This window comes from Kitasatospora sp. UYEF31 (assembly GCF_057291755.1).
In genome coordinates, this window is sequence record NZ_JBXAWK010000050.1 from 1 (window position 1) to 26,343 (window position 26,343).

At 70.4% G+C, this 26,343-nt stretch carries 23 protein-coding genes; 12 read left to right on the forward strand and 11 right to left on the reverse strand.

Annotated elements, in window-relative coordinates; genetic code table 11:
- Positions 1-232: 232 nt before the first annotated feature.
- Positions 233-1,537 (reverse strand): glycosyltransferase 87 family protein, encoded by a 1,305-nt coding sequence (locus AC0Z36_RS22240; protein WP_485464765.1) that lies wholly within the window; start codon positions 1,535-1,537, stop codon positions 233-235.
- Between the two features lie 131 nt (positions 1,538-1,668).
- Between AC0Z36_RS22240 and AC0Z36_RS22245 the strand changes: the two genes are divergently transcribed.
- Positions 1,669-2,871 carry a glycosyltransferase family 4 protein gene (locus tag AC0Z36_RS22245; RefSeq protein WP_485464766.1) on the forward strand — a complete coding sequence of 401 codons (1,203 nt, stop codon included), beginning with the start codon at positions 1,669-1,671 and terminating at the stop codon, positions 2,869-2,871.
- A 144-nt stretch (positions 2,872-3,015) separates the two neighbouring features.
- On the opposite strand, the gene AC0Z36_RS22250 is transcribed toward AC0Z36_RS22245, so the two are convergent.
- Positions 3,016-4,830: an AMP-dependent synthetase/ligase gene (locus AC0Z36_RS22250; RefSeq protein WP_485464767.1), complete on the reverse strand. Its 1,815-nt coding sequence runs from the start codon at positions 4,828-4,830 to the stop codon at positions 3,016-3,018.
- A gap of 302 nt (positions 4,831-5,132) precedes the next feature.
- Between AC0Z36_RS22250 and AC0Z36_RS22255 the strand changes: the two genes are divergently transcribed.
- From AC0Z36_RS22255 to AC0Z36_RS22270, 4 genes are all read left to right on the forward strand, one after another.
- The gene (locus tag AC0Z36_RS22255; protein WP_485464768.1) at positions 5,133-5,900 is read left to right on the forward strand and encodes a metallophosphoesterase family protein; all 768 of its coding nucleotides are present in this window, start codon (positions 5,133-5,135) and stop codon (positions 5,898-5,900) included.
- A gap of 209 nt (positions 5,901-6,109) precedes the next feature.
- The gene (locus tag AC0Z36_RS22260) at positions 6,110-6,556 is read left to right on the forward strand and encodes an SRPBCC family protein (protein WP_485464769.1); all 447 of its coding nucleotides are present in this window, start codon (positions 6,110-6,112) and stop codon (positions 6,554-6,556) included.
- Between the two features lie 8 nt (positions 6,557-6,564).
- The gene (locus AC0Z36_RS22265; protein WP_485464770.1) at positions 6,565-7,692 is read left to right on the forward strand and encodes an ArsA family ATPase; all 1,128 of its coding nucleotides are present in this window, start codon (positions 6,565-6,567) and stop codon (positions 7,690-7,692) included.
- A 54-nt stretch (positions 7,693-7,746) separates the two neighbouring features.
- On the forward strand, positions 7,747-8,007 hold the full coding sequence (locus AC0Z36_RS22270; protein WP_485464771.1) for a DUF5304 family protein: 261 nt from the start codon (positions 7,747-7,749) through the stop codon (positions 8,005-8,007).
- Between the two features lie 25 nt (positions 8,008-8,032).
- Here the strand turns inward: AC0Z36_RS22270 and AC0Z36_RS22275 are convergent, their stop codons facing one another.
- Entirely contained in the window at positions 8,033-8,218 is a 186-nt protein-coding gene (locus AC0Z36_RS22275; protein WP_485464772.1) for a helix-turn-helix domain-containing protein, read from the reverse strand.
- Between the two features lie 163 nt (positions 8,219-8,381).
- Between AC0Z36_RS22275 and AC0Z36_RS22280 the strand changes: the two genes are divergently transcribed.
- Positions 8,382-9,323, forward strand: a complete 942-nt coding sequence (locus AC0Z36_RS22280) for an ROK family glucokinase (RefSeq protein WP_485464773.1) — start codon at positions 8,382-8,384, stop codon at positions 9,321-9,323.
- A gap of 116 nt (positions 9,324-9,439) precedes the next feature.
- Here AC0Z36_RS22280 and AC0Z36_RS22285 read toward each other — a convergent pair whose 3' ends face one another.
- A complete protein-coding gene (locus AC0Z36_RS22285) occupies positions 9,440-10,444 on the reverse strand; it encodes a hypothetical protein (RefSeq protein ID WP_485464774.1) in 1,005 nt (334 codons plus the stop codon).
- Position 10,445: 1 nt separating this feature from the next.
- A complete protein-coding gene (locus AC0Z36_RS22290; protein WP_485464775.1) occupies positions 10,446-11,231 on the reverse strand; it encodes an alpha/beta hydrolase in 786 nt (261 codons plus the stop codon).
- A 249-nt stretch (positions 11,232-11,480) separates the two neighbouring features.
- On the opposite strand from AC0Z36_RS22290, the gene AC0Z36_RS22295 reads away from it, so the two are divergent.
- The 3 genes from AC0Z36_RS22295 to AC0Z36_RS22305 all read left to right on the forward strand — a co-directional run bounded on the left by AC0Z36_RS22295 (position 11,481) and on the right by AC0Z36_RS22305 (position 14,390).
- Positions 11,481-12,293, forward strand: coding sequence for a lysophospholipid acyltransferase family protein (locus AC0Z36_RS22295; RefSeq protein ID WP_485464776.1), 813 nt, complete (start codon positions 11,481-11,483; stop codon positions 12,291-12,293).
- A 128-nt stretch (positions 12,294-12,421) separates the two neighbouring features.
- Positions 12,422-13,573 carry a MacS family sensor histidine kinase gene (gene macS, locus AC0Z36_RS22300; protein WP_485464777.1) on the forward strand — a complete coding sequence of 384 codons (1,152 nt, stop codon included), beginning with the start codon at positions 12,422-12,424 and terminating at the stop codon, positions 13,571-13,573.
- 136 nt (positions 13,574-13,709) lie between these two features.
- The gene (locus AC0Z36_RS22305) at positions 13,710-14,390 is read left to right on the forward strand and encodes a response regulator (protein ID WP_485464778.1); all 681 of its coding nucleotides are present in this window, start codon (positions 13,710-13,712) and stop codon (positions 14,388-14,390) included.
- Positions 14,391-14,467: 77 nt separating this feature from the next.
- On the opposite strand, the gene glpK is transcribed toward AC0Z36_RS22305, so the two are convergent.
- A complete protein-coding gene (glpK, locus tag AC0Z36_RS22310) occupies positions 14,468-15,949 on the reverse strand; it encodes a glycerol kinase GlpK (RefSeq protein ID WP_485464779.1) in 1,482 nt (493 codons plus the stop codon).
- 257 nt (positions 15,950-16,206) lie between these two features.
- Here glpK and AC0Z36_RS22315 point away from each other — a divergent pair, with 257 nt between their 5' ends.
- On the forward strand, positions 16,207-17,232 hold the full coding sequence (locus tag AC0Z36_RS22315; protein WP_485464780.1) for a 6-phosphofructokinase: 1,026 nt from the start codon (positions 16,207-16,209) through the stop codon (positions 17,230-17,232).
- A gap of 65 nt (positions 17,233-17,297) precedes the next feature.
- Here AC0Z36_RS22315 and AC0Z36_RS22320 read toward each other — a convergent pair whose 3' ends face one another.
- On the reverse strand, positions 17,298-19,211 hold the full coding sequence (locus AC0Z36_RS22320; protein ID WP_485464781.1) for an anthranilate synthase family protein: 1,914 nt from the start codon (positions 19,209-19,211) through the stop codon (positions 17,298-17,300).
- 495 nt (positions 19,212-19,706) lie between these two features.
- Here AC0Z36_RS22320 and AC0Z36_RS22325 point away from each other — a divergent pair, with 495 nt between their 5' ends.
- On the forward strand, positions 19,707-21,041 hold the full coding sequence (locus AC0Z36_RS22325) for a class II 3-deoxy-7-phosphoheptulonate synthase (RefSeq protein ID WP_485464782.1): 1,335 nt from the start codon (positions 19,707-19,709) through the stop codon (positions 21,039-21,041).
- Positions 21,042-21,183: 142 nt separating this feature from the next.
- Here AC0Z36_RS22325 and AC0Z36_RS22330 read toward each other — a convergent pair whose 3' ends face one another.
- Positions 21,184-21,504 carry a (2Fe-2S)-binding protein gene (locus AC0Z36_RS22330; RefSeq protein WP_485464803.1) on the reverse strand — a complete coding sequence of 107 codons (321 nt, stop codon included), beginning with the start codon at positions 21,502-21,504 and terminating at the stop codon, positions 21,184-21,186.
- Positions 21,505-21,629: 125 nt separating this feature from the next.
- Positions 21,630-22,109: a bacterioferritin gene (gene bfr / locus AC0Z36_RS22335; protein WP_485464783.1), complete on the reverse strand. Its 480-nt coding sequence runs from the start codon at positions 22,107-22,109 to the stop codon at positions 21,630-21,632.
- A gap of 271 nt (positions 22,110-22,380) precedes the next feature.
- On the opposite strand from bfr, the gene AC0Z36_RS22340 reads away from it, so the two are divergent.
- Entirely contained in the window at positions 22,381-23,112 is a 732-nt protein-coding gene (locus AC0Z36_RS22340) for a sulfite oxidase-like oxidoreductase (RefSeq protein ID WP_485464784.1), read from the forward strand.
- 76 nt (positions 23,113-23,188) lie between these two features.
- On the opposite strand, the gene pknB is transcribed toward AC0Z36_RS22340, so the two are convergent.
- On the reverse strand, positions 23,189-25,300 hold the full coding sequence (gene pknB, locus AC0Z36_RS22345; protein ID WP_485464804.1) for a Stk1 family PASTA domain-containing Ser/Thr kinase: 2,112 nt from the start codon (positions 25,298-25,300) through the stop codon (positions 23,189-23,191).
- A 236-nt stretch (positions 25,301-25,536) separates the two neighbouring features.
- Positions 25,537-26,343, reverse strand: a complete 807-nt coding sequence (locus AC0Z36_RS22350; RefSeq protein ID WP_485464785.1) for a thiazole synthase — start codon at positions 26,341-26,343, stop codon at positions 25,537-25,539.

Sequence of the window (26,343 nt, forward strand, 5' to 3'; positions counted from 1 at the left end):
CCCGTCGCTGCGCTCCGGGGCCGTTCGGCGCCCGCGCGTCGCCCGGTCGGGCCGCGCCCTCCGGGCGCGCTCGGGACGCTGCGCGCCCTCGCTGTACTGATGCCGGGCTCCAAGCGCGGGCGTCGCCCGGTCGAACCGCGCCCTCCGGGCGCGCTCGGGACGCTGCGCGCCCTCGCCCGTGGTGGTGCCGCTCGGGACGCTGCGCGCACTCGCGGGGCGGGTCAGCGCTTGCTCAGACCCGGCTGCTGAGCAGCGCGGACTCCCGCAGTTGCCGCGGCACTCCCACGTCTGCCGCCGCCCGGGTCGAGCGCCACAGCACCGTCGCCGACCAGAACGCCGCGATGACCAGCAGCGCGTTGCGCGTCACCAGGACGACGGCTGCGAGCACGTCGCCCTGCAGCAGTTCGGTGAACCAGTACGGGAACTCCAAGTACGTCAGCGGCGTGGCCAGCAGGAGCAGCCAGCCGACCGGGCGCTGGGTGCTCGACGCGCGGGTCAGGCACAGGGCCGCCAGGCCGAGCAGCCACACCATGTACTGCGGGCTCAGCACCCGGCTGGTCACCACGAAGATCAGCATCGCGGTCAGCGCCGCGTCGTACGGCGTCGCGTCGGTCCACCGGACCGCTGTCAGCCGCCAGAACACCAGCCAGCCGAAACCGAGCATGCTGGACGCCAGCGCGGCATTGCCGGCCACCGACACCATCGGCCCGTGGAACTCCAGACAGCCGTAGGTGAACTGGATGTTCCCGCTCCACCCGAAGTGCCGGGCGACCGTGAACGGGGTCGCGAACACCGATTCGACCTCGACGCCGCGCGCGCCCTGGAACCCCAGGAAGCTGAACGCCCCCGGCATCGCCGCCGCGAAGCCCAGGCAGACCACGGCGACCCCGGCCAGCATCCACAGCGTCGTGACGCCGAGTCGCCGCCGCCCGCCGATCCCGAGGACCAGCAGGGCCGGCCACACCTTCACGGACGCGGCCACCCCGGCGACGAAACCACCCAGGTAGCGCAACCGGTCACTGCCGGTCAGCGTCAGCGCGAGCACGGCCAGCGCGGTGACCGCCAGGTCGTACCGGGACAGCACGATCGGCCCCAGGACCGGCAGCGAGACCACCCACAGCCAGCCGCCGAGCGGCGAACCGCCGGTACTGCGGGGTCCGCGCATCGCCCGGAGGAGGCAGAACAGCACCACGGCGTCGGCGACCAGCATCAGCGCGATGAACGCGTGCTGGTAGTTCCACCACGGGAACAGGTCGGGGCCGAGCAGGATTCCGGCCGCGCCCGGCGGGTACTGCCACATGTCGTCGTCCAGCGGAAACGTTCCGCCACGGAGGATGTCCGCCCACGGGCGGTAGATCTGGTCGACGTCGAGCGTCGCCCCCGGTTCCGGGTTGTGCAGCACATTGATCGTGGTGAGCAGCAGCCACAGCCGCGTGACCGTCCAGGCCCCGGCGATGAACCAGCGTTGGTGCCGTCCCATGGTCTGTTCGAACTCCTTGTACGACGGCACTAGTGACAGACAGGGATCGTAGGCCACGGAGAGTCCTGCCGTGCGGACCGGTCGAACACGTGGGGCGGACGGGACCGGAGTCACGTGGGGTGACGCGTCGACAGAACCGGGGCGTCCGGGCCGGCGCAGTTGTCACTGGAGACACACAGTCGACAAAGATGGGTGGTGTGAAGACGCTCATCGTCACCAACGACTTCCCGCCCCGACCCGGCGGCATCCAGACGTTCGTCCACTCGATGGCCGTACGCATGCCCGCCGACCAGGTCGTGGTGTACACCTCGTCCTGGAACGGCGGCAAAGGCGGCAGTGGCCAGGACGGCGGCGGACACGGCAGAGGTGGTGACGGCGGCGCCGCCTGCGCCGCCTTCGACGCCGCACAGTCGTTCCAGGTCGTCAGGGACCGGACGGCCATGCTGGTCCCCACCCCCGGCGCCGTACGCCGCGCCAAGGACATCGCCCGCGCGGAAGGCTGCGACACCGTCTGGTTCGGCGCGGCGGCGCCGCTCGCCCTCATGGCCCCGCAACTGCGCGGCGCCGGCGTCGGACGCCTGGTCGCCACCACCCACGGTCATGAGGCCGGGTGGGCGGTACTGCCTGGCGCGAAGCAGCTCCTGCGCCGGATCGGTGACCATGTCGACACGGTGACTTATCTCGGCGACTACACCCGCTCCAAGATCGCCCCGGCGCTGTCCGCCGCAGCCGCCGCACGCATGGTGCAACTGCCCCCGGGCGTGGACGAGACCGTCTTCCGGCCCGGTGTCGGCGGTCCGGAGATCAGGGCGCGGTACGGCCTGACCGACCGCCCCGTGGTCGTCTGCGTCTCGCGGCTCGTCCCGCGCAAAGGGCAGGACGTACTGATCCACGCACTGCCCCGGATCCGGAGACTCGTGCCGGACGCGGCGCTGCTGATCGTCGGCGACGGTCCTTACCGGCAGCAGCTTGAGGCCATGGCGGACCAGGTCTCCGTACGCGGTTCGGTCGTCTTCACGGGCGCGGTCCCGTGGGCTGAGCTGCCCGGGCACCACGAGGCCGGGGATGTGTTCGCGATGCCCTGCCGGACCCGGCGCCGCGGGCTTGACGTGGAAGGTCTCGGCATCGTCTACCTGGAGGCGTCCGCCGTGGGCCGACCCGTCGTCGCGGGGGACTCGGGCGGGGCTCCGGACGCGGTCCTGGAGGGGGAGACGGGTTACGTCGTCGACGGCCGCTCACCCGCGCAGGTCGCCCAGCGGGTGGCCGGGCTGCTGCTCGACCCCGTACGCGCGAAGGCGATGGGGGAGCGCGGCCGGGAGTGGGTGGAGGAGGCGTGGCGCTGGGACCTGCTGGCGGACCGGCTGCAGAGGCTGCTCGGTCAACCGCGGTAACGGTCTTGAGGTTCGCCAGGCGCCCAGTGATGGGCACCGTGCCCCGGAAACCTCAAGACCCTTACCGCGGGCAACGATGATCTTGGAGTTTCCGGGGCACGGTGACCACCGCCGGCCGCCCCGCAAACTCCGGGATCATCGTTTTTACTTGCTGTAGATGCCGTCCACGTCGCCCGCGAAGTCCTTCATCACCAGGTTCCGCTTCAGCTTCAGCGACGGCGTCAGGTGCCCCGTCTCCTCGGTGAAGTTCACGCTGAGGATCTTGAACTTCCGTACGCCCTCGGGGCGCGACACCGCCTTGTTGCCCTCGTCCACCGCTTCCTGGACCGCCGCGATCAGGTCGGCGTCGTCCGCCAGCCCGGCCACAGTCGCGTCAGCAGGCTTGCCGTGTGTGGCCTTCCACGCCGGGAACGTCTCCGGGTCGATGGTGATCAGCGCCGCGATGAACGGCTTCTGGTCGCCGACGACCATGCACTCCGCGATCAGCGAGTGCGCCCGGATGCGGTCCTCGATCACGGCGGGGGCGACGTTCTTGCCGCCCGCTGTCACCAGGATCTCCTTCTTGCGCCCGGTGACGGTCAGGTGGCCCTTCTCGTCGAGCTTGCCGAGGTCTCCGGTGCGGAACCAGCCCTCTTCGTCGAAGGCGTCCTTCGTGGCGGCCGGGTTGTGCCAGTACTCCCGGAAGATGTTGTGGCCCTTGAGCAGGATCTCGCCGTCCTCGCCGATGCGCACCGAGGTGCCGGGGACGGGGCCGCCGACCGTGCCGATGCTGATGTCCTCGGGGCGGTTGAACGTGGCCGGCGCGGTCGACTCGGTCAGGCCGTAGCCCTCCAGGACGGTGAAGCCGACGCCCCGGTAGAAGTGGCCCAGGCGGGTCCCGAGCGGCGCGCCGCCGGAGATCGCGTGGGTGGCCCGGCCGCCGAGCGCGGTGCGCAGCTTGGCGTAGACGAGCTTGTCGAACACCGCGTGCTTGAGCTTCAGCACCAGACCGGGGGAGCCGCCGTCGTCCAGTGCCTGGCTGTAGGCGATGGCGGTGTCCGCGGCGTTGTGGAAGATCTTGCCCTTGCCGCCGGCCTCGGCCTTGGCGGTCGCGCTGTTGTAGACCTTCTCGAACACCCGCGGCACACCGAGCACGAACGTCGGCTGGAAGGAAGCCAGCTCGGTCGTCAGCTGCTTGATGTCGGGGCAGTGGCCCATCCGCACCCGCGCCATGACGCAGCCGACGTGCAGGATGCGGCCCAGGACGTGCGCCAGCGGCAGGAACAGCAGACAGCTGCCGCGCCCGGCGTCGAAGATGCTGCTGAGGTACTTGATGACGTTCGCGGCGTCTTCGTAGAAGTTGCCGTGCGTCAGCACGCAGCCCTTCGGGCGGCCCGTGGTGCCCGACGTGTAGATGATCGTCGCGACCGAGTCGAGGGTCAGCGCGTCGGAGCGCGCGTCGATCTCGGAGTCCTCCACCGCCCTGCCGGCGGTGGCCAGGGCCTTCTCGGCGCCGTCCCGGCCGTCGCCGGGCTCCATCGTCCACACATGGGCGAGGTCGGGCAGCTTGCCGCGCAGGGACTCCACGACCGCCTCGTGGCCGGCGTTCTCGACGATCACAGCCTTGGTGCCGGAGTCCGAGAGGATCCACTCGACCTGCTCGGCGGAGCTGGTCTCGTAAACCGGTACGGTGACCGCGCCGGCCGCCCAGATCGCGAAGTCGAAGAGGGACCACTCGTAGCGGGTCCTGGACATCAGCGCGACGCGGTCGCCCGCCCCGACACCGGACGCGACCAGGCCCTTGGCCGCGGCGTACACCTCGTCGCGGAACTGCTGCGCGGTCACATCGACCCAGCGGCCGCCGACCTTCCTGGACAGCGCGACCCCGTCGGGCGCCTCGGCGGCGTTCCTGCGGATCACATAAGGGAGGTTTGCCTCGGAAGGGATCTCGGCCAAAGCCGGGACGCTGCACTCGCGCACGGACTGCTCCTCGTTCGCGTGGACCTGTGGGCAGGAAGTGGACCTGTGGGCAGGTTGGGGGCCGAGCAGATGTTACTCGCAGGTAAACCTGATGTGACAGGGGTTGGCCTGAAGCTGTGCTCCGCGTCACGTGTCAACGGCCGACCACTGTCCGGAATCCGTCCGGGGGGCGCCCGTCCGGAATCCTTCTGGGAGCGACCATAGGCGAACCGTTCCTGTGAACGCCAAGCTACTGATGTGTAGTCATGTGCGGGTGGGCGGTCGCCCGGCCGCCCCGCGCACCCTGCGGATAGGCTGCGGACATGCGGGTCCACGTGGTGAGTGATGTACACGGGGCGGCCGAGGCGCTCTCCCGGGCCGGTGACGGCGCCGACGCCCTCGTCTGTCTGGGCGACCTCGTCCTCTTCCTCGACTACCACGACCACAGTCGCGGCATCTTCCCCGAACTGTTCGGCAGCCAGAACACCAGCCGCCTGGTCGCCCTGCGCAACGCCAAGCGGTACGAGGACGCCCGCGCCTTCTCCCGCGGCCTGTGGGCGACCGTCGACGAGGACGTGCAGGAGGTCACCGAGCGGGCCGTGCGCAAGCAGTACGCAGAGCTGTTCGCAGCCTTCCCGACGCCGACCTACGCCACCTACGGCAACGTCGACCTCCCGCGCCTGTGGCCCGACTACGCCCGCGACGGAGTCACCGTCCTGGACGGGCAGACCGCCGAGATCGGCGGACGTACGTTCGGCTTCGTCGGCGGCGGACTGCGCACCCCCATGCGGACCCCGTACGAGGTCAGCGACGAGGAGTACGCCGGGAAAATCGAATCCCTCGGCCGGGTCGACGTCCTGTGCTGCCACATCCCGCCCGCCGTCCCCGAGCTCACCTACGACGTCGTCGCCCGCCGGTTCGAACGCGGCAGCCAGGCGATCCTCGACGCCGTCCACCGCACCCAGCCCGGGATGGTCCTGTTCGGGCACGTCCACCAGCCGCTCGCCAAGCGCATGCGTATCGGCCGCACCGAATGCGTCAACGTCGGACATTTCCAGGCGACAGGACAGCCGTACGTCCTCGAATGGTGACTTCTCGCACGTCTGAGCTGCGCCGGAAGGTGTGGGGAGATCCCTCCGCGGGGCCCGACGCGGTAACCTTCCGGCGGACACTCTGCTCCGCCGCCCGAAGGCGGTCGCATCGCGGACACCACTCCGCTGCGCTGCGTTGTGTCCGGCACCAACCCTCGCGGCAACATCTTCAACTTGGCGTGGACATCCTTGACGGAGGACGGCTGATCATGGCGGAGCGCACCAGGTCGACAATCGTGATCAACGCTGCGCCCGGAGCGGTCATGGCGGTCATCGCCGACTTCACGGCCTACCCGCAGTGGACCGGCGAGGTCAAGGAAGCCGAGATCACCGAGGTCGACGAGACCACCGGGCGGGCGTCCACCGTCCGCTTCCTCCTCGACGCCGGAGCCATCAAGGACGAGCACCAGCTCGCCTACACCTGGCACGGCGACAACGAGGTCCGCTGGACCCTCGTCACCAGCCAGATGCTCAAGTCCCTCGACGGCCTCTACGCCGTGGAGCCCAGCGGTGACGGCACCCTCGTCACCTACGAGCTCACCGTCAACGTCAAGATCCCGATGCTCGGCATGATCAAGCGCAAGGCCGAGAAGGTCATCATCGACCGCGCGCTCACCGGCCTGAAGAAGCGCGTGGAGTCGGGCCCGCAGGCCTGAACCGCCCAGTGACCCACGTCCTCCTGGTCACCGGCTCCGGCGGAGCCGGCCGCAGCACCGTGGCCGCCGCCACGGCGTCCGCCGAAGCCGCGAAAGGCCGTCGTACGGTCCTGCTCGCAGCCGACGGGCCGCTGCCGCAGGTCCAGGACGTCACCGTGCGCCCCGTGGACGTCCGCGCCGAGGCCGAAGACGCGATCGTACGGGCGCAGCAGCAGGTGAGCGGCCTGCTGACCGCCGCCGGGATAGAACCCCTCGAAGCCGAGGAAGCCACACTCCTGCCCGGCGCCCCCGACCTCTTCCTGCTGCGCGCACTGACCCGCGCGGCCCGCTCCGGCGACTGGGACGTCATCGTCGTGGACCTGCCGCCCGCCGACCGGGCGGCACTGCTGCTCACCCTGCCCGAGTCGTTGTCGCGGCACCTCGACCGGCTGCTCCCGGTGGAACGCCAGGCCGCCCGCTCACTGCGCCCCATTCTGGCTGCACTGGTCGGCGTGCCGATGCCGGACGAAAAGGTCTTCGCCGCCGCCCGGAGTATCGGCGCGCTGCTGGACTCCGTACGCGAGGTCCTTGATTCCCCGGACACCTCCCTGCGGCTGGTCGTGCGCCCCGACAGCGCGTCCGTGGCCGACGCCCGCAACGCCGCAGCCGCCTTCGCGCTGCACGGCCGCACCGTGGACGACGTCATCGTCAACCAGCTGCTGCCCGCGGGCAGCGAAGACCCTTGGCTGCGCAAGCGGGTGACGGTCCAACAGCTGGCGGTCGATCAACTGACGGCACTGTTCGGTGACTTGAGTGAAGTTCCAACCCAGATGGACGATGTACGGGGAACGGACGCGCTGGCGGAACTCGCCGGACACCTTCCGCCGTTCCCGGCGCGCGGTCGCGCGGCCGGCGAACCCCGAGTGGACCGGGACGGTGAGCAGTTCGTGCTTGTGCTCCCACTGCCCGGCGCGGACCGCGCGGAGCTCGACCTGCTGCGCCGCGGTGACGAACTCATCATCACCATCGGCAGCCACCGCCGTCTGCTGCGCCTGCCGTCCGCGCTGCGCCGCTGCGCTGTCGCCGGCGCGGGGCTGCACGGTGGGGCACTGCGGGTGCGCTTCACCCCCGACCCGGCCGTGTGGCCACGTCGCTGAACCTCCGACTGGAAGGCACTTCATGAGCAACGGCAGTAAAGGGAAAGGCACTTCATGAGCAACGGCAGTAAAGGGAAAGGACCCAGCCTCGCTGACGAGGCCAGGAAACTGGCCGAGGCCCTGCTGGTCCAGGCGGGCCAGGTCAAGGACAAGGTCGTCACGCCGCTGATCGGGAAGCATCCGGAGACGGCCGCGCACCTGGCCGCTGCGGGAAGCGAACTGGCGGCTGCCTACAAGTCGTTCTTGGCCGACAGTGAACGACGCTGGGCTTCGCGGCAGGCTCCGGTGGAGAAGATCGACCTGGACGGCGAGTAGTCGTCGTCCAGCGGCCCAACGGACGCTACGCGGCGGGCGGCACGAAACTGACGACGAGGTCCGTGTTGAAAGCCTCAATCAGACGTTCGAGGGTCCCGACAGTCGGCAGCACGCAGCCGCTCGCAAGGCGGGACAGGGCCGGCTGGGTGATCCCGGTCCGCTCGGCGAGCTGAACCTGCGTCATGCCCGGGGCGGTGCGGGCCCGTGCCACCTCCTGTTCCTCCCGCTGACGTGTCTTGGGGAAGACAGTCAGCAGTACGACGTCGCGGACGGGCCCCGTCCGGCGGTTTCACCCTGTACGTGATCAAATTCCTGGGTATGTGTCCAGCGGCACCCTCGGACTGAGGGGCGACTCGAAGTAGCCCAGGGAAGAAATGTCTCTCACAATCGGCGTGGACATCGGCGGCACCAAGATCTACGCGGGTGTGGTCGACGAACACGGAATCGTCCGCGAGTCCGTGAAGCTGCCAACCCCGGGGGACTCCAATCCCACCGCGGCGGCCATCGCGGAAGCGGTACAGCAACTGCGGAAGAAGTACCGCGTCACCGCCGTCGGCCTCGGCGCGGCCGGGTTCATCGCCGCCGACCGGGCGACGGTCATCTACTCGCCGAACGTCCGCGGCTGGGTCAACGAACCACTGCGCGACCGCATCGAGGCCATGGTCGGCCTGCCCGTGGTGGTCGAGAACGACGCCAACACGGCCGCCTGGGCGGAGTCCCGTTTCGGCGCGGCCCTCGGCCACGAAGACGTCCAACTGATCACCGTCGGGACCGGCATCGGCGGCGCACTGCTCTACAGCGGCCGGCTGATCCGCGGCAGCAAGGGCATCGCGGGGGAGCCCGGCCACGTGCGCGCGGTCCCCGACGGCCTGCCGTGCGGGTGCGGGAACCTCGGCTGCTGGGAGCAGTACGCCAGTGGGAACGCGCTCACGCGCTACGCCCGTGAGCGGGCCGCCGCCGACCCCGCTGCCGCGGCCGTACTGCTGTCGTTGGGGGACGGAACCCCACGTGGGGTGACCGGCCCGCATGTGACGGAAGCCGCGCAGCAGGGTGACGGCGTCGCGCTGGCCGCGTTCGACGAACTCGGCCGCTGGCTCGGCCAGGGCATGGCGGACCTCAGCGCGACCCTCGACCCGGGTGTCTTCGTACTCGGAGGCGGGGTCTCAGCCGCTGGGGAGTTGCTCCTGACACCGACAGTGACGGCTTACCACGAGATAATGGCACGCGGCCACCGCCCGCCCGCGGACGTACTGCTCGCCAAACTCGGTCCCGAGGCCGGGCTGGTGGGCGCCGCGGACCTGGCGCGCTGGCGCTGACAGACCTCCGCGCCCGGCTCACCCGGTTCGCCGGTCATGACGGAGTGCCCCGGTCAGCTCGGCTGACCGGGGCACTCCGTCATGACCGCGGAGCCGCGGCCGCGGCCTGGGGCCGGTCAGACGACCGCCCCGTCGTCCGGATAGTCCACATCGTCGTCGTCCCGGCGCATCCGGGCCACCAGGGTGACGAAGCCGCCGATGAACGCCGCGAACGCGAACACCATCGTCCACGACCCCACCTCGTGCCCGATGAGGATCGAGACCAGCAGCACCAGGGGGCCGCCGAGCAGCGCCGCCCAGGCGAACTTCGTCGCCGGATCGGTATTCGGCAGCGGCGGCGGCTCCGGCGGGACGTAGTGGTCCTCCGCAGTGGGGTTCAGCGCACCGGGCTGTGACGCACCGGGACCGTCCGGGTCCTCAGAGCCAGGCTCCTCCGGACTCCAGTCGCGCGGCCCCGCCGTTGTGGGGACGACCAGGAATGAGCCGTCCGGGCCCCGCACGACGCTGGGTTCGGCGCGCGGCCCCGGGGAGTCCAGTTCCTCGGCCACGGGCCAGCGCGGCACCGGGTCGCTGACCTCGGTGTCGAACCCCGCGACGATCTGCGCCCAGACGTCGTCGTCAGAGGCCGTGTCAGCGGTCCGGCCGGAAGTTTCCGCCGCGGGGAGCGGGACGGCCGTCGCGGGCTTGGACTCCCGTACGACAAGGTCTTCACGGTCCTGAGGGTCATCGACCCCTTGCCCGTCGACCCTTTGCCCGTCGACCCCCTGCTCCTTGACGCCCTGCTCCTTGACCGCACGCTCTACGGCCTGCACTTCCCCCGTGCCGTGTTCCCCCTCGCCGGAGCGTGGTTCGTCGTCGAAGAGCTCGCGCAGGATCCGGCGGGTGCGCAGCGTCGACTTGGCGTCGACCCACAGCCGGTCGGCCGCGCCGTCGTCATCATCGTCCGGGCCTTCGCCGGGACCAGCGCCGGGACCAGCGCCGGGCTCGGGGTCCAGTGGCTCGGTGTACGCCGCGATGCCCTCGTCGCGTAGGGCGCGCAGCACGTCGTCGGTGTCGTCGGGGTGGAGGTCCGTCATCGGCCGGTACGACTCCGCCTCAAGCCCGTTGTCACGTTTCCGCACGCTACGAGGCATCCTTCGCTGCGATGCCGTCCGTCGCGGCGGCGGGGGACAGCCGGCGGATGAACTCCAGGCTGCCGTCGAAGATCCGCGGCGCGTCGTTGTCCAGCGTCGCCACGTGGAAGCTCTCCTCAAGCACCACGTCGGTGACGTCCGTCGAGGAGATCCTCGCCAGCACCGTCGCGGAGTTCTTCGGGTGCACGACGTGGTCGTCCGGGCTGTGGAACAGCAACACCGGCTGGGTGACCTTCGGCAGGTCCGGCTCGACGACCTTCCAGAACCGGGTCATCGCGTAGAGCGCCTTGACCGGCAGCCGGTCGTAGCCCAGCTCGTGGGCGCCGTCCTTCTTGATGTCCGAGGCGATCGGCGGCAGCGACCGCAGCACGTGACGCAGCACCGGGACCAGCTTGAGGGCCGGGCGGTCCGGCTGCACCGACGGGTTGACCACGATGACACCGGCGATCTGGTCGCCGCGCTGCTGCGCCAGGCGCAGCGCCATCCCGCCGCCCATCGACAGACCGGCGACGAACACCGTGTCGCAGCGTTCGAGCAGGCGGTCGAGGGCGCGGGCGTCCTCGGCGTACCAGTCCTCCCAGGTGGTGACCTGGAGGTCGCGCCACTGGGTGCCGTGGCCGGGCTTCAGCGGCAATTCGACGGTCAGGCCCGCGGCGGCGAGGTACTCCGCCCACGGACGCATGGACTGCGGTGTCCCGGTGAACCCGTGACACAGCAGAACACCGACAGGGCCGCCTTCATGGTGGTACGGCTCAGCACCGGGCAGGATCGACACCGACGGCTCCTCGGGGTGTGTGGGACTCGGGCGGAATGACTCACGGGTCTCACAAGACAGGCACTGTTGAGGCATGTTCCCATGAGCCCGCGCGGGTCGTACAGCTCAACAGGGCCGTCAGGAGGAACCTTCCCGACGGCGTACGGGAGATCTGCCCACGGCAGCGCCGACCAGTGGCACCCGGGCATGCCATAAGGTTCCGACGGGTCCCAAGGGTGACCGTCGGTCGCTCTACGCAGGAGGTCAGGGTTGTTCTACAGGCTGGTAAAGGCGATCATCGCCCCGTTGCTGCAGTTGTTCTTCCGGCCGAGGGTCGAAGGTCTGGAGAACATCCCGGAGCACGGTGCGGCGATCCTGGCGAGCAACCACCTGTCCTTCTCCGACTCGTTCTTCCTCCCGGCGCAGGTGCCCAGGCGGGTGACGTTCCTGGCGAAGTCGGACTACTTCACCGGCCGTGGGTTCAAGGGCCGGCTGACCGCCGCCTTCTTCCGCGGCGCGGGCCAGCTGCCGGTGGACCGCAGCGGCGGCAGCGCCAGTGAGGCCGCGCTCAAGGCCGGTATGAAAGTGTTGCAGGAGGGCGAGCTGTTCGGGATCTACCCCGAGGGCACCCGCTCGCCCGACGGCAAGCTGTACCGGGGCAAGACCGGGATCGCGCGCCTGGCGCTGGAGTCCGGGGTGCCCGTGCTGCCGGTCGCGATGATCGACACGGAGAAGATCCAGCCGCCCGGCAAGGTCATCCCGAAGATCATGCGGGTCGGCATCAGGATCGGCGAGCCGCTGGACTTCTCCCGCTACGAGGGCATGGAGGACGACCGCTACATCCTCCGCTCGGTCACCGACGAGATCATGTACGCGCTGATGGAGCTGTCCGGGCAGGAGTACGTCGACATGTACGCGGCGACGGCGAAGAAGCAGCTCGACGAGGCGCGGAACAAGGGGTCGGTGGGGACCCCGGGCGTGCCCGGGAAGGGCTCCGGCGCGGCCTCCGGTGGCTCTCCTGACGCCCGTTCCGATAAAGAAGACGACGGCGGTACGGGTCCGCAGGAGCGCATCGCCAGCTGACGGTGCCTCAGGTGACAGCGCTTCAGGCGCCGGCGCCCCGGGTGACCGCAACCCGGGTGACCGCAACCCGGGTGACAGTGCCTCAGACGGCAGTTCCACGTGACGGAAACGGGGTCGGGGGAGTCCGCATGTCGGTCGAACAGCCACTGTGGCGCGCGCTCGCGGTGTTCCGCACGCTCGCGCTGCTCTACGCGGTCGTCAAATACATCGAGCACTCCGGCGGGTACGCCCACCCGCTCGGCGGATGGGCGGTCATCGCCGGGATAACCGTCTGGACCGCGTTCAGCCTCTCCGCGTACCGCGCGTCGAAGCTGCGCGGCTGGCCGCTGATCACCGCCGACCTCACGGTCACCTTCGGCGCGGTGATCGCCAGCCGCTGGCTCAACGACCCGGAGGCGGTCGCCGGAGGCGCGATGACGCTGCCGACGGTGTGGGCCTCAGCCGCGGTGCTCGCCGCCGCGGTCATGGGCGGCTGGATGGCCGGCCTCCTGGGCGCTGTCGTCATAGGCGTCGCCGACCTCGTCGAACGCGGGGCGTGGACGGCCGGGAGCCAGCACAACACCGTCCTGCTGATACTGGCGGGGACCGCGATCGGCTACGTCGTCGAACTGGCCCGCAGCAGCGAACGCGTGCTCGCCCGCGCGCTCCAGCTGGAAGCCGCCACCCGCGAACGCGAACGGCTCGCCCGGGACATCCACGACAGTGTGCTCCAGGTCCTCGCGCTGGTGCAGCGGCGCGGCGCGGAGATCGGCGGGGACGCCGCCGAGCTCGGCCGGCTGGCCGGCGAGCAGGAAGCGGCACTGCGGGCGCTGATCCAGCCCGCCCGCGGGGACGTCGAGGACGCGGACCTGCCCGACGAGCACGGCGATGTCGCGCGGCAGGACCTGCGGACCCTCCTTGCCCGGTTCACGTCGGGGAAAGTCACTGTGTCGACACCTGGGACGCCAGTCCTGCTGCCCACTGCGGCCGCGCTGGAGATCGAAGCGGCGGTCGCCGCCGCACTGGACAACGTCGCGCGGCACGCCGGGGAGTCCGCCAGTACGTGGATCCTCCTGGAGGACGCCGGAACCGAACTCGTGGTGAGTGTGCGCGACGACGGCCCCGGGATTCCGCCCGGCCGGCTCGACGCGGCGCGGGCCCAGGGGCGCCTCGGCGTCGCGCAGTCGATCGAAGGGCGCATCCGCGACCTCAACGGCACGGTGACCGTGTTCTCGGTGCCCGGGCAGGGGTGCGAGATCGAGATGACGGTGCCCCGGAGTGGCGGCCCGGGGTTGCGTTGACCACGGGGAATCCGCGGAACGCGTGACCGGAGTGTCCGGACCGGTGCCGCGGGATCCCCACGGTCAACGCAAGCAGGGTGCTGTGGTCGGTACGCTCCGGCAGTGACAGACGGACCACACGCGAGGAGTCGGCGAAGTGACAGCGGACGAAAACACGGCCACCGCCCCGACCAGGGTCCTGGTCGTCGACGACCACCCGATGTGGCGTGACGCCGTCGTCCGCGACCTGGAGGACGCCGGATACGCCGTAGTGGCGACCGCCGGTGACGGCGGCGAAGCAGTCCGCCGGGCCCGCGCGACGATGCCCGCGGTCGTCGTGCTGGACCTCAACCTGCCGACGATGAGCGGCGTCGAAGTCGCCGGTGAACTCGTCGCCGCCGACCCCGACGTGCGGATCCTCGTCCTGTCGGCCAGTGGCGAACAGGAAGACGTCCTCCAGGCTGTCAAAGCCGGTGCGACCGGCTACATCGTCAAGTCCTCCAGCCGTGAGGAACTCCTCGACGCCGTCCGCCGGACGACCGCCGGGGAGCCGGTGTTCACCCCGGGCCTCGCCGGACTCGTCCTGGGGGAGTTCCGCCGCATCGCCCTCGCCGGCCCCGTCGGCGGCCGCGACCCCGCGGTGCCCGGTCTGACGCCCCGGGAGACTGAAGTGCTGCGCCTGGTCGCCAAGGGGCTGTCGTACAAGCAGATCGCCGAACGCCTCGTGCTGTCACACCGCACGGTGCAGAACCACGTGCAGAACACCCTGAACAAGCTGCAGATGCACAACAGGGTGGAACTGGTCCGGTACGCGATCGAACAGGGCCTCGACGACTGAGGTGCCCGAACGGTAAGGGTCCTGGGGTCGCCAGGGCGGGCCACGGTGGTCACAGTGCCCTGGAAACCCCAAGACCGTTACAGCTCGGTGTCCCAGCCCTTCGCCCGCTCCACCGCCGTCCGCCAGCGGCGGTGCGCCACGTCGCCGCGGTCGGTCCTCGGCTCGAACCGCATGTCCAGTCGCCACGTCGCGGCCAGTTCCTCCGTCGAGGACCACACCCCGGTACCCAGTCCCGCGAGGAACGCCGCGCCCAGGGCGGTCGTCTCACTGATCACCGGACGTTCCACCGGCACCCCCAGCTGGTGCGCCTGCATCCGGCACAGCAGGTTGTTCTGCGACGCCCCGCCGTCGACCTTCAGCGCGGGCAGGTCCAGGCCCGCCTCGCCCGTCATCACGTCGACCACGTCCCGCACTTCGAACGCGATCGCCTCCAGCGTCGCCCGGATCAGGTGCGCGCGGGTCGTGCCGCGGGTCAGGCCCAGGATCGTGCCGCGTGCGGTGGGGTCCCAGTCCGGTGCGCCCAGGCCGGTCAGCGCGGGGACGAACACCACACCGCCGGAGTCCGGGACCGTCTGCGCGACCGCTTCGGTCTCCGCCGCCGAACTGATGATCCCCAGTCCGTCGCGCAGCCACTGGACCGCGGCGCCGGTGACGAAGACCGAACCTTCCAGCGCGTACGTGAGGGTGCCGTCCGGCGCGCCCCACGCGACGGTGGTCACCAGTCCGGCCTCCGAACGGACCAGCTCATGGCCGGTGTTGATCAGGACGAACGAACCCGTGCCGTAGGTGCACTTCACGTCGCCAGGGGAGTGGCACGCCTGGCCGAACAACGCAGCCTGCTGGTCCCCGGCGATCCCCGCGACCGGCAGGTCCAGGCCCAGGAAGGCGTCCGGGTCCGTACGGCCGACCTCACCGTAGGACGGCACCACTTCGGGCAGCGCGTCCACCGGCACCCCGAACAGGTCGCACAGTTCCGGCGACCACGCGCCCGTGGTGATGTCGAACAGGAGTGTGCGCGACGCGTTCGACGCGTCGGTGACGTGCCGCCGGCCACCGGTCAGGCGCGCGACCAGGTACGAGTCGACCGTACCGACGACGATCTTCCCCGACTCCACCTGACGCCACGTCGACTTGTCGTTCTCAGCCAGCCACATGAGCTTCGTACCGGTGAAGTACGGGTCGAGGCGCAGGCCCGTCAGCTCGGCGATCCGCGGCCCGTGCCCCGCCCCGGCCAGGCGTGTGCACAGTTCGGCGGACCGGCGGTCCTGCCACACGATCGCCCGGCGCGGGGCGTTCAGCGTGCGCTTGTTCCACAGGACCGCGGTCTCCCGCTGGTTGGTGACGCCGATGCAGGTGGGCGCGTCGTCCGTACCCTCCAGGGCTTCGCCGCAGGCGTGCAGCGCCGCCTGCCAGATCTCCTCCGGCTGGTGCTCGACCCACCCGGGGTGCGGGAAGTGCTGTTGGAACTCCTGGTAGCCCCGGGACAGCACACGGCCGTCAGCGCTGATCACCAGAGCGGTGACTCCGGTCGTTCCGGCATCGATCGCAAGGACGCTCATGGGGCACGACCTTAGGGACCGGAGCGCTGTGAGGGAACCGCAGGACGGGCAGCGGCGCGCGCGTCGGAGAGTTCGGAAAGTGATGAACCGGCAGACCGGCCCGGTGGGCCGACGGACGGGTCAACCCGTACGGGTGGCCGGAACGGCCGTTGTGTCCTGCGTCACGCGATAGCGTGCGGGGTACGGGGCGGCCCGGCGGTGTCAGCAGAACCCGGCCAGGGCCTCCAGAGCGCAACACGACGGAGGTTCCAGGTTCCATGCGTGTGGGAGTACTGACCGGTGGCGGCGACTGCCCCGGACTCAACGCGGTCATCCGCGCCGTCGTCCGCAAGGGCGTCCAGGACTACGGCTACGACTTCACCGGTTTCCGCGACGGGTGGCGCGGCCCCCTCGAAGGGCTGACCCGGCCGCTCGACGTCGCGGCCTGCCGCGGCATCCTGCCGCGCGGCGGCACCATCCTGGGGTCGTCGCGGACCAACCCGCTCAAGGTCGACCGCGGCATCGAGCGTATCCGGGAGAACCTCGCCAAGTTCGAGGTGGACGCACTCGTCGCGATCGGCGGCGAGGACACCCTGGGCGTGGCGACCGCCCTGCACGGCCACGGGGTGAAGGTCGTCGGCGTGCCGAAGACTATCGACAACGACCTGAACGCCACCGACTACACCTTCGGCTTCGACACCGCGGTGAACATCGCCACCGAGGCCATCGACCGGCTGCACACCACCGCCGAATCGCACCGCCGGGTGCTCATCGTGGAGGTGATGGGCCGTCACGCCGGCTGGATCGCCGTGCACTCCGGGATGGCCGGCGGCGCGAACGCCATCCTCATCCCCGAGCAGCAGTTCGACATCGGACAGGTCTGCGCCTGGGTGGAGAGCCGCTTCGAGACGAACTACGCGCCGATCATCGTCGTCGCCGAGGGCGCCGTGCCGCTCGCCGGGCAGATGGTCGTCCAGGACCAGACCCTCGACGCGTTCGGGCACGTCAAACTGTCCGGCATCGGGGCGTGGCTCGCCGGGGAGATCGAGAAGCGCACCGGCCACGAGGCCCGTACCACGGTCCTGGGCCACGTCCAGCGCGGCGGCACCCCCACGGCGTTCGACCGCTGGCTGGCGACGCGGTTCGGCCTGCACGCCATCGAAGCGGTCCACAAGGGCGACTGGGGAAAGATGGTCGCGCTCCACGGGACGGACGTGGTCACCGTGCCCCTGGAAGAGGCGACCCGCACGCTGAAAACCGTACCGCCGTCGCTTTATGAAGAGGCGAAGGTGCTCTTCGGCTGAACAGCCCCAGCCGCAACGGTCTTGGGGTTTGCCGGGCACCCTCTGCCCTGGAAACCCCAAGACCGTCACAGCTCGGTGAGCAACTCCCGCACGATCCCGATGCCGTCCGTAGTCAGCACCGACTCCGGGTGGAACTGCACCCCGGCGACCCGCAGCCGTCGCGAGCGCATCGCGTGGACCTGGCCGGTCGCCGGGTCGGCGCTGAACTCAAGGCCGTGCGGTGGCCTGGCCGGGCGCAGCGCCGCGAACGTGTTGTAGAAGCCCACCCGTTCGGTGCGGCCGAAGAAGTCCACGTCGACCTGTTTGCCCTGGTAGGGCTGCTCCTTGCGGACCAGTTCCAGGCCCAGCCCGGCGGCGAGCAGCTGGTGGCCCAGGCACACGGCCAGCATCGGGCCGCCGCTGTCGAGCCGGCGGCGCACGGCGGCGCCCATCATCCGGACCTTGTCCGTGGAGGTGTCCCGCGGGTCGCCGGGCCCCGGGCCCATGACCAGCAGGCCGGCTTCGGTGACCCGCCGTCCGGTCGCTTCCTCGTAGGGCAGCACACCGACTTCGAGGCCGAGGGTGCGCAGCAGGTGCGCGAGCATCGCGGTGAAGGTGTCCTCACCGTCGAGGACCAGGGCTTTCAGACCGGTCAGTTCCGGGGCGCGCAGCGCTGTCTCATGACGCGCGGTCAGCCAGAACGGGGCGAGGCCCTCGTTGCGTGAGGCGAGCAGTCGGGTCACTTCGGGGTCGTCGGCCAGGTGTACGGGTTCGGCCGCGGTCACCGCGGCGGCGGGCACGACACCGAGTGCGGCCAGCACCCCGGCCGCCTTGGCGTGCGTCTCGGCCACTTCGTTCTCGGGCACCGAGTGGCGGACCAGCGTGGCCCCGGCGGGGACGCGCAGGGCGCCGTCCGGCGCGAGGTAGGCGGTGCGGATGAGGATGGGGGCGTCCAGCGTGCGCCGCCCCGCGCCGTCGCGGCCGATCAGCGCCATGACACCCGCGTAGTAGCCGCGGCCCGTGGGTTCGTGACGGCTGATCACCCGGCAGGCGTTCTCCAGCGGGCTGCCGGTGACCGTCGGGGCGAACATGGTGCCGCGCAGGACTTCGCGGACGTCCAGGGACGACTTGCCGCGCAGGAGGTACTCGGTGTGCGCGAGGTGCCCCATCTCCTTCAGGAACGGTCCCTCGACCCGGCCGCCGAGGTCGCACACCTCGCTCATCATCTTCAGTTCCTCGTCGACGACCATGAACAGTTCGTCGACCTCCTTGCGGTCGCGCAGGAAGGCCAGGAGCCCGTCCCGGTCGGCGCCGCCCGCCGGGTAGCGGTACGTCCCACTGATCGGGTTCATCACCACTTCGCCGCCGACCGAACTGACGTGGCGTTCGGGGCTCGCCCCCACGAGGGTCAGGTCCCCGGCGTTGACGAGATAGGTCCAGTACGCGCCGCGCTCGCGCGTCAGGAGCCGGCGCAGGAGTGTCCCGGCGACCGCGGGCGAGTGGTCCTCGACCCGCGCGGTGAAGTCCCGGCGGATGACGAAGTTCGCGCCCTCGCCTTGGCCGATCTCGTCGGTGATGACCCGCTTGACGATGGTCGCGTACGTCTCGTCGTCCACCTCGAAGCCGCCGTCGCGCAGCACGACGGGGACGTCCGGGAGTCCGGCCAGGACTTCGCCGAGGGGGAGCACGTGCTGCGCGGTCACCCGCAGGCAGCGCAGCGGGGTGCCGTCGTCCAGGGCCTCGAAGCCACGCTCGCGGACCTGTCGGAAGGGGACGAGGGCCAGTACGTCGTGGACCGGGCCGGCGGATGCGGGTGTGTCAGGGGTGTCCGGCGCGTCCGGCAGTCCGGGCAGCGGGACCGCGTCGAGTGTCTCCACATCGACGAGGTCACCGAGCAACAGGTCGAAGGTGTCCGAGCCGTCGCGGCGGATCAGCGCATAGGGAGGCGGGTCCGCCTGGAAGAGCGGGGCGAGGAGTGCTGTGGTGCGGGAGGTGTCCACGAGGTTCGTCCTTGCGGGCCGGGGACGGCGCCTGCGCCGACCGGGCCCGCCGCCCCCGCCCGGAGACGAAGGAAACGGCCACCCTGTCGGGCGGCCGTCGGATCGTCGGAAGTGATCGCGAGCTAGGAGGCCACCGCTGAGCGGGGCCACCACCAGGAACTCGAATGCGCGAAGGAGGCGATCACGCGGTCACTGTACCGACACCCGGGGGTGACGGGAAGGTGCCGGACGGTTGCCGAAGCGTGGTCACCCGTCTGGATCATCCGGTTGGGGATCTGCTGTGGATCTGTCCGCGCATTCGTCTGGCCGTCCGACTGTTCGTCCGTCGGATCGTCCGTCGGATCGTCCGGACTGTTCGTCCGGACTGTTCGTCCGGCTGAATCCGATGCTTTAGCGCACCGTCACGCACCGCCGGGACATGTCCGCGGAATGTGACGTGTCTCGCTCTGCGGAAGGCCGGGCGAAAACAGTGGACGCTCCGTCTAACCTGTGGGGGTGACCCTGAACGACAACAACACCTGGCGATCCCTCCCGGCAGCGCAACAGCCTGAGTGGCCGGACCCAGAGGCCCTGCGCACCGCGCTGACGGACCTTGAGTCCTATCCGCCCCTCGTGTTCGCCGGCGAGTGCGACCAGCTGCGCACGCGGCTGGCCTCGGTCGCCCGTGGCGAGGCGTTCCTGCTCCAGGGCGGTGACTGCGCGGAGACCTTCTCCGGCAACACCGCCGACGCGATCCGCAACAAGCTGAAGACCCTGCTGCAGATGGCCGTCGTACTCACGTACGCCGCGTCCGTACCGGTGGTCAAGGTCGGCCGGATGGCGGGGCAGTATTCCAAGCCGCGCTCGAAGTCGACCGAGACCCGCGACGGCGTCACCCTGCCGACGTACCGCGGCGACTCGGTGAACGACTTCGCGTTCACCGCCGAGGCCCGCCACCCGGACCCGGAGCGGCTCAAGCGGATGTACCACGCGTCCGCCGCGACGCTGAACCTCGTCCGCGCCTTCACCACCGGCGGTTACGCCGACCTGCGCCAGGTGCACGCCTGGAACCAGGACTTCGTGGCGCTGTCCCCGTCCGGCGAGCGCTACGAGCGCCTCGCCGCGGAGATCGACGGCGCGCTGCGCTTCATGGGCGCGTGCGGCGTGGACCCGGAGGAGTTCCGTACGGTCGAGTTCTTCTCCTCGCACGAGGCGCTGATCCTGGACTACGAGACGGCGCTGACGCGCGTCGACTCGCGGACCGGCGACCTGTACGACGTCTCCGGGCACATGGTGTGGCTCGGCGAGCGCACCCGGCAACTCGACGGCGCGCACGTCGAGTTCGCGTCGAAGATCCGCAACCCGGTCGGTGTGAAGCTCGGACCGACCACCACGGTCGACGAGGCGCTCGCGCTGATCGACCGGCTCGACCCGGAGCGTGAGGCGGGCCGCCTGACCTTCATCACCCGGATGGGCGCGGGCACCATCCGCGACGCGCTGCCGGACCTGGTCGAGAAGGTCACCGCGTCCGGCGCCCAGGTCGCCTGGGTCTGCGACCCGATGCACGGCAACACGTTCGAGGCGTCCAGCGGGCACAAGACCCGCCGCTTCGACGACGTGCTCGACGAGGTCAAGGGCTTCTTCGAGGTGCACCGCGCGCTCGGTACCCACCCGGGCGGCATCCACGTCGAGCTGACCGGCGACGACGTCACCGAGTGCGTGGGCGGCGGCGACGAGATCTTTGTCGACGACCTGCACCAGCGCTACGAGACGGCCTGCGACCCGCGGCTGAACCGCAGCCAGTCGCTGGACCTCGCGTTCCTGGTGGCGGAGAACTACCGCAAGAGCTGAGACAGCGGGAAGAAGGCCCGTAGCGCCCCGGTTCGCCGGGGTGCCGCGGGCCTTCTGTGTGTCTGTGGCCCGATGCCCGGACAGTGACTTTTCCGGGGCGTGCGTCAGGTCCGGACCATCGCGTACGGATGTGAGCCGTGCGTCAGGCCGCTGCCTGTCCTTCGACAGGGACGGCCCCGGCGGGGGGAACGCCCGGCAGGCCGAGGAGCACGGGCGGGGGCGGGGTGGCGGGTTCGGCCAGTTGCTTGAGGTTGTGCGCCGCGCACAACTCGGCGCAGGTCCCGGGGCAGGCCGGGCGGCGACGACGGGTCTCGCTCAGGTCGCGGGGGATCATCGCGGTGATGGTCTTCACGCACCGGCCGCAGTCCGTGCCGACACCGCAGGCGTCGGAGATCTCGCGCATGCTGCGCGCGCCGTTCGCTATCTCGGTGTTGACCTGCGTATCAGTCACACCGAAGCACATGCAGACGTACACGGACGATCCCCCCGGGAGTGGGCTACTTAGGTAAGGGTAACCTCACCCGCCGGGGGTTGGGAATACGGGACTGCCGATCAGTCCGGGGACCGGTCCTGGGGCCGGTCCCCGGATCAGCCCTCGGGCAGCTCGAAGATGTGTCCGAGGTAGCGCTCCGTGCCCATCTTGGCGATCAGCTCCAGCTGCGTCTCGATGTGGTCGACGTGCTTCTCCTCGTCCGCGAGGATCTCTTCGAACAACCGGGCGGAGATCGCGTCGCCCTTGGCGCGCATCTCCGGGATGCCGCGTTGCAGCCGCTCCACGGCCTCCAGCTCGACCGCGAGGTCCGCGCGGAACATCTCCTCGACCGTCTCGCCGATCCGGATCGAGCCCAGCCGCTGGTAGTTCGGCAGGCCGTCAAGCAGGAGGATCCGCTCGGTGAGCTTCTCCGCGTGCTTCATCTCTTCGATGGACTCGGCGTACGTCCACTTGGCGAGCTTGGTGTAGCCCTTGTGATCCTGGAGCTTGGCGTGCAGGAAATACTGGTTGATCGCCGTGAGCTCCGCGGTGAGCTGCTCGTTCAGCATCTCGACGATCTTCGGGTCGCCATGCATCGCGATGCACCTTCCAGACGGGGGCGGGGGCCGTGGCGCAGAGTGGCCGCGGTCGGTGTGAATCCTGTCACCATGCGGGCCCGGTGTGCCACGAAGGGGAGGCTTGCCTTCCTGGGTGAAAGCTGGTGCTCCGCCGGATTGATCAGCTGTGACCTGCCAAGGGGGTTCACTCGTTCGGCCCTGTACCGGATCTGCGCCGGCCGGGCCGGCTCCGGAGCCCCCCCGCCGGGCGGCTGTCAGCCCCCGGTTGCGAGTCTGCGACGATTGAGGCATGGGGTTTTCCGGATCAGACGAGGGCGGGGCTGCCGCCTCGGACAGCCTTTTCCCCGACACCGTCGGCCCGTCGCCGACGACCGACGGGGCCGGTGCCACGGGGGGACGCGGCGACGGGGGAGAAGTGGCCGACGCGCCGGGGGCGCTGCCGCCGGGCCAGCGACTGCAGCGCGGCTGGCCGGTCCTGCACTACGGCCCGGTGCCCCGCTTCAAGCCGGACACCTGGGACTTCCGGGTCTTCGGGGCCACCGCCTCGGGCGACAAGCACCGGTGGGACTGGTCGGAGTTCTCCGACCTGCCGCGGTCCTCAGTCATGGCCGACTTCCACTGCGTCACGAAGTTCTCCATGCTCGAAAACGAGTGGGGCGGTATCTCCGTACAGACGATCCTCGACCTGGCGCCGCCGGCCCCCGAGGTGACGCACGTGATGGTCTGGGCCGAGTACGGCTTCAGCTCCAACCTGCGGATGTACGACTTCGCCGGTGACAAGTCGATCTTCGCAACCCACCACAACGGTGAACCGCTGACCGCCGAGCACGGCTTCCCGGTGCGCATGATCGTCCCGAAGCTGTACGCCTGGAAGGGCCCCAAGTGGGTCCGCGGCATCGAGTACATGGTCGGCGACAAGCGCGGCTTCTGGGAGGAACGCGGCTACCACAACATCGGCGACCCCTGGCAGGAACAGCGCTACTCCTACCAGGAGGAGCCGGACGACGGCCCCGCGCTCTGAAACAGCCTTCCTGTACGGAAGAACCCCCGGCGGGTGACTGCCCGCCGGGGGTTCTTCCGTACAGGAACCCCTGAGGTCACCAGACGCTGACGGTGACCTTCGAACCGCGCTTGGCCATGCTGCCCTGGCCGGGGTTCTGGCCGTTCACCTTGCCCGGACCGAACGGGAAGATCGACTTGTTGACCTCCACCTGGAAGCCCTGTGCGGTCAGGATCTGCTTGGCCTCGTCCTCCGACTTGCCGTTCACGTCGGGGACGGGGAGCTGGTCCTGCCCCTTGGAGACCGTCAGGGTGATCACGGTCTTCCTGGGGATGCGGGTGCCGCCGGGCTGGGACTGGACGGCGACCCGGCCTGCCGGGACGGTGTCGTTGAAGACCGGGTCCGGGGTGACCACGACGGTGGCGAAGCCCGCCTGGAGGAGCGCGTCGCGTGCTTCCTCCGGGGTGCGGCCGAGCACGTCCGGCAGAGTGCTCATCTCCGGACCTGTGGAGATCAGCAGTTCCACCGCGGCGTCGGGGGCCAACGGCTGACCGGCGGGCGGGTTGGTGCCGATGACCTTGCCGGCCGGGACGTCCGGGTCAGACCGCTTGGTCTGGGTGCCGGGGCTGAGTTTCGCGTCCTGCAGGATCTTGCGCGCTTCTTCGACGGTCACGTTGGCGATGGCCGGCACCGGGAACCGCTCCGCGCCCTTCGACACCGTGACCTTCACCGTGGAACCGTCGAGCATCCGCTTGCCGGAGGCCGGGTCGGTCCCCAGGACGGTGCCCGCGGGAGTGGTCTCGCTGAACTCCTCCTGGAAGGTCGCCTTGAGACCGGCGTTCTTGATCTTCTTCGTCGCGGCGGCCTGGGACATACTGATCGTGGTCGGCACCTCGGAGTACCGCCCGATGGCGTACCACCAGCCCCCCACCCCGAGCGTGAAGGCCAGCACCAGGGCGAGGCCGAGCAGCCACTGCCCGCGGGACGGGCCGCGGTGCCGCCGCCGCTCGTCCACCGGCCCGGCGGGCGGGCCGCCGTAGCCGGAGTGCGCGGCGGCGTAGCGCTCCTGCTCCTCGTCGAGGACGGACTCCGTGCTCAGACTGAGCGGGCCCAGGTCGAAGGGGACCTGGAACTGCTGGGTGTGGCCGGCCGGCACCCGCTCCCCGGCCGCGGGCACGCCGTAAGCCGGGGTGCGCGGCGGCGGGGCCTGCCCGCCCGGGGCGAACGACGGCTGCGGGGGATACGCCTGCGCGGCGTGCTGACCGGGATGGTCCAGGAACTGTTGCGGCGGACAGGCCGCGGCCTTGGACTCCCGCAGGGTCGGCTCGTGGTCCCGCTGCCCGACCCCGGCGTCCAGCTCGGACGCGGTCAGGGCCTGGCGGACCCGGCGCGCGGCGGCCAGGAAGTCGTCGGCGTCCACCGGGCGGTACCCGGCGGCGCGGGCGGTCGCCCGGCGCACCAGCGCGTCCACCGCGGCGGGCAGGCCCGGGACGTGGCCCGACGGCGCGGGCACGTCCTCGTGCACGATCCGGTATATGACCTGGACGGGCGTGCCGCCTTCGTACGGCTTGTGACCGGTGAGCATTTCGTACAGGACCATGCCCGCCGCGTACACGTCGGTCCTGGTGGTGGCCTCGCCGCTTTCCACCTGCTCGGGTGACAGGTAGGTGACCGTGCCGATCAGCACGGTGCCGGTGAGCACGTCGGCGCCGCTGCCGGTGGGCTTGGCCAGGCCGAAGTCGGCCACCTTGATCACGCCGTCGTCCGAGATCAGGATGTTCTCGGGCTTGATGTCCCGGTGGATGAACCCGGCCCGGTGCGCCGCGCCCAGGGCGGCGAGCGTCGGTTCGAGTACGCCGAAGGACTCCCGGACAGTGAGCGAGCCCAGGTCGTCGAGGAGGTCGCGGAGTGTGCGGCCCTGGACGTAGTCCATCGCCAGGAAGACGACGTCGCCGTCCTTGCCCTGGTCGAAGACGTTGACCACGTTCGGGTGCGACAGCCGGGCGGCGGACCTGGCCTCCCGGATGAAGCGCGCGACGAAGTCGTCGTCGGCGGCCAGTGCGGGGCGCATCACCTTGACCGCGACGACTCGTTCCAGGCGTTCGTCCTGTGCCTGGTACACGGTGCCCATGCCGCCTTCGGCGATCCTGGCCAGCACGCGGTAACGGCCGTCGAGTACGCGCCCGACCAGCGGGTCATTCATCAGCATGTCCACGGGGAGTGAGTTTAGGGGTCCACCACACTGACGAATGGGCCTATGCCCGCGGTTCCTGTTTTTTTGCCGGGCTCCAGGCGCGACGTTGTCCTCCCGTCGCCTTCGCTTCGCTCAGTCGTCGGTCGGCGTCGTGCGTCGCCCGGTCGGGCTGCGTCCTCCGGACGCGCTCGGGACGCTTCGCGCCCTCGCCTGGTGCGGGGTCGCGTTGCACCGCTGGTGCTCTGGGGCCCTCAGCGCAGGTCCGGGAGCCCCGTCATCGCCGACGAGGCCCGCGCCAGGAAGCGCCGGGGGATGCGTCCCGCGCGGAACGCGAGACGGCCCGCCACGACCGCGTGCCGCATCGCCGCGGCCATCAACTCCGGCTCCTGCGCCCGGGTCACCGCCGAGGCCAGGAGTACGGCGTCGCAGCCCAGCTCCATCGCCAGCGCCGCGTCCGAGGCCGTGCCCAGACCGGCGTCCAGGACCACCGGGACCCGGGCCTGCTCGACGATCAGCGCGATGTTGTGCGGATTGCGGATGCCGAGCCCTGAGCCGATCGGCGAGCCCAGCGGCATGACCGCGGCACAGCCGGCCTGTTCGAGACGGCGGGCCAGGACGGGGTCGTCGTTCGTGTAGGGCAGGACGGTGAACCCGTCGTCGACCAGTTGCTCGGCGGCGTCCAGGAGTTCGACCGGGTCGGGCAGCAGGGTGTGCTCGTCGGCGATCACTTCGAGCTTGACCCAGTCGGTGCCCAGTGCCTCCCGGGCGAGCCTGGCGGTGAGGACGGCGTCGGCGGCGGTGAAGCACCCGGCGGTGTTCGGCAGGACGCGGATCCCGTGCCGGAGCAGGACGTCCAGGACCGATCCGGTGGCCGTGGGGTCCACCCGGCGCATGGCCACGGTGGTCAGTTCCGTGCCGGAGGCCAGGAGGGCCTGCTCGAGGACCTCCAGATTCGGCGCTCCGCCGGTCCCGGTGATCAGCCGGGAGGTGAACTTCTGTCCGGCGATGACCAGCGGGTCGGTGGCAGTGTCGACTTGAGTACTTGTTGTCATGGTCAT

What these genes read in the sequence shown, in the direction of transcription:
- AC0Z36_RS22315 (WP_485464780.1), top strand. Translation starts at nt 16,207, where the DNA reads ATGCGTGTGGGAGTACTGACCGGTGGCGGCGACTGCCCCGGACTCAAC.
- AC0Z36_RS22330 (WP_485464803.1), bottom strand. Translation starts at nt 21,504, where the DNA reads ATGTGCTTCGGTGTGACTGATACGCAGGTCAACACCGAGATAGCGAAC.
- glpK (WP_485464779.1), bottom strand. Translation starts at nt 15,949, where the DNA reads ATGAGCGTCCTTGCGATCGATGCCGGAACGACCGGAGTCACCGCTCTG.
- AC0Z36_RS22280 (WP_485464773.1), top strand. Translation starts at nt 8,382, where the DNA reads ATGTCTCTCACAATCGGCGTGGACATCGGCGGCACCAAGATCTACGCG.
- AC0Z36_RS22350 (WP_485464785.1), bottom strand. Translation starts at nt 26,343, where the DNA reads ATGACCATGACAACAAGTACTCAAGTCGACACTGCCACCGACCCGCTG.
- pknB (WP_485464804.1), bottom strand. Translation starts at nt 25,300, where the DNA reads ATGCTGATGAATGACCCGCTGGTCGGGCGCGTACTCGACGGCCGTTAC.
- AC0Z36_RS22245 (WP_485464766.1), top strand. Translation starts at nt 1,669, where the DNA reads ATGGGTGGTGTGAAGACGCTCATCGTCACCAACGACTTCCCGCCCCGA.
- AC0Z36_RS22270 (WP_485464771.1), top strand. Translation starts at nt 7,747, where the DNA reads ATGAGCAACGGCAGTAAAGGGAAAGGACCCAGCCTCGCTGACGAGGCC.
- macS (WP_485464777.1), top strand. Translation starts at nt 12,422, where the DNA reads ATGTCGGTCGAACAGCCACTGTGGCGCGCGCTCGCGGTGTTCCGCACG.
- bfr (WP_485464783.1), bottom strand. Translation starts at nt 22,109, where the DNA reads ATGCATGGCGACCCGAAGATCGTCGAGATGCTGAACGAGCAGCTCACC.
- AC0Z36_RS22340 (WP_485464784.1), top strand. Translation starts at nt 22,381, where the DNA reads ATGGGGTTTTCCGGATCAGACGAGGGCGGGGCTGCCGCCTCGGACAGC.
- AC0Z36_RS22255 (WP_485464768.1), top strand. Translation starts at nt 5,133, where the DNA reads ATGCGGGTCCACGTGGTGAGTGATGTACACGGGGCGGCCGAGGCGCTC.
- AC0Z36_RS22260 (WP_485464769.1), top strand. Translation starts at nt 6,110, where the DNA reads ATGGCGGAGCGCACCAGGTCGACAATCGTGATCAACGCTGCGCCCGGA.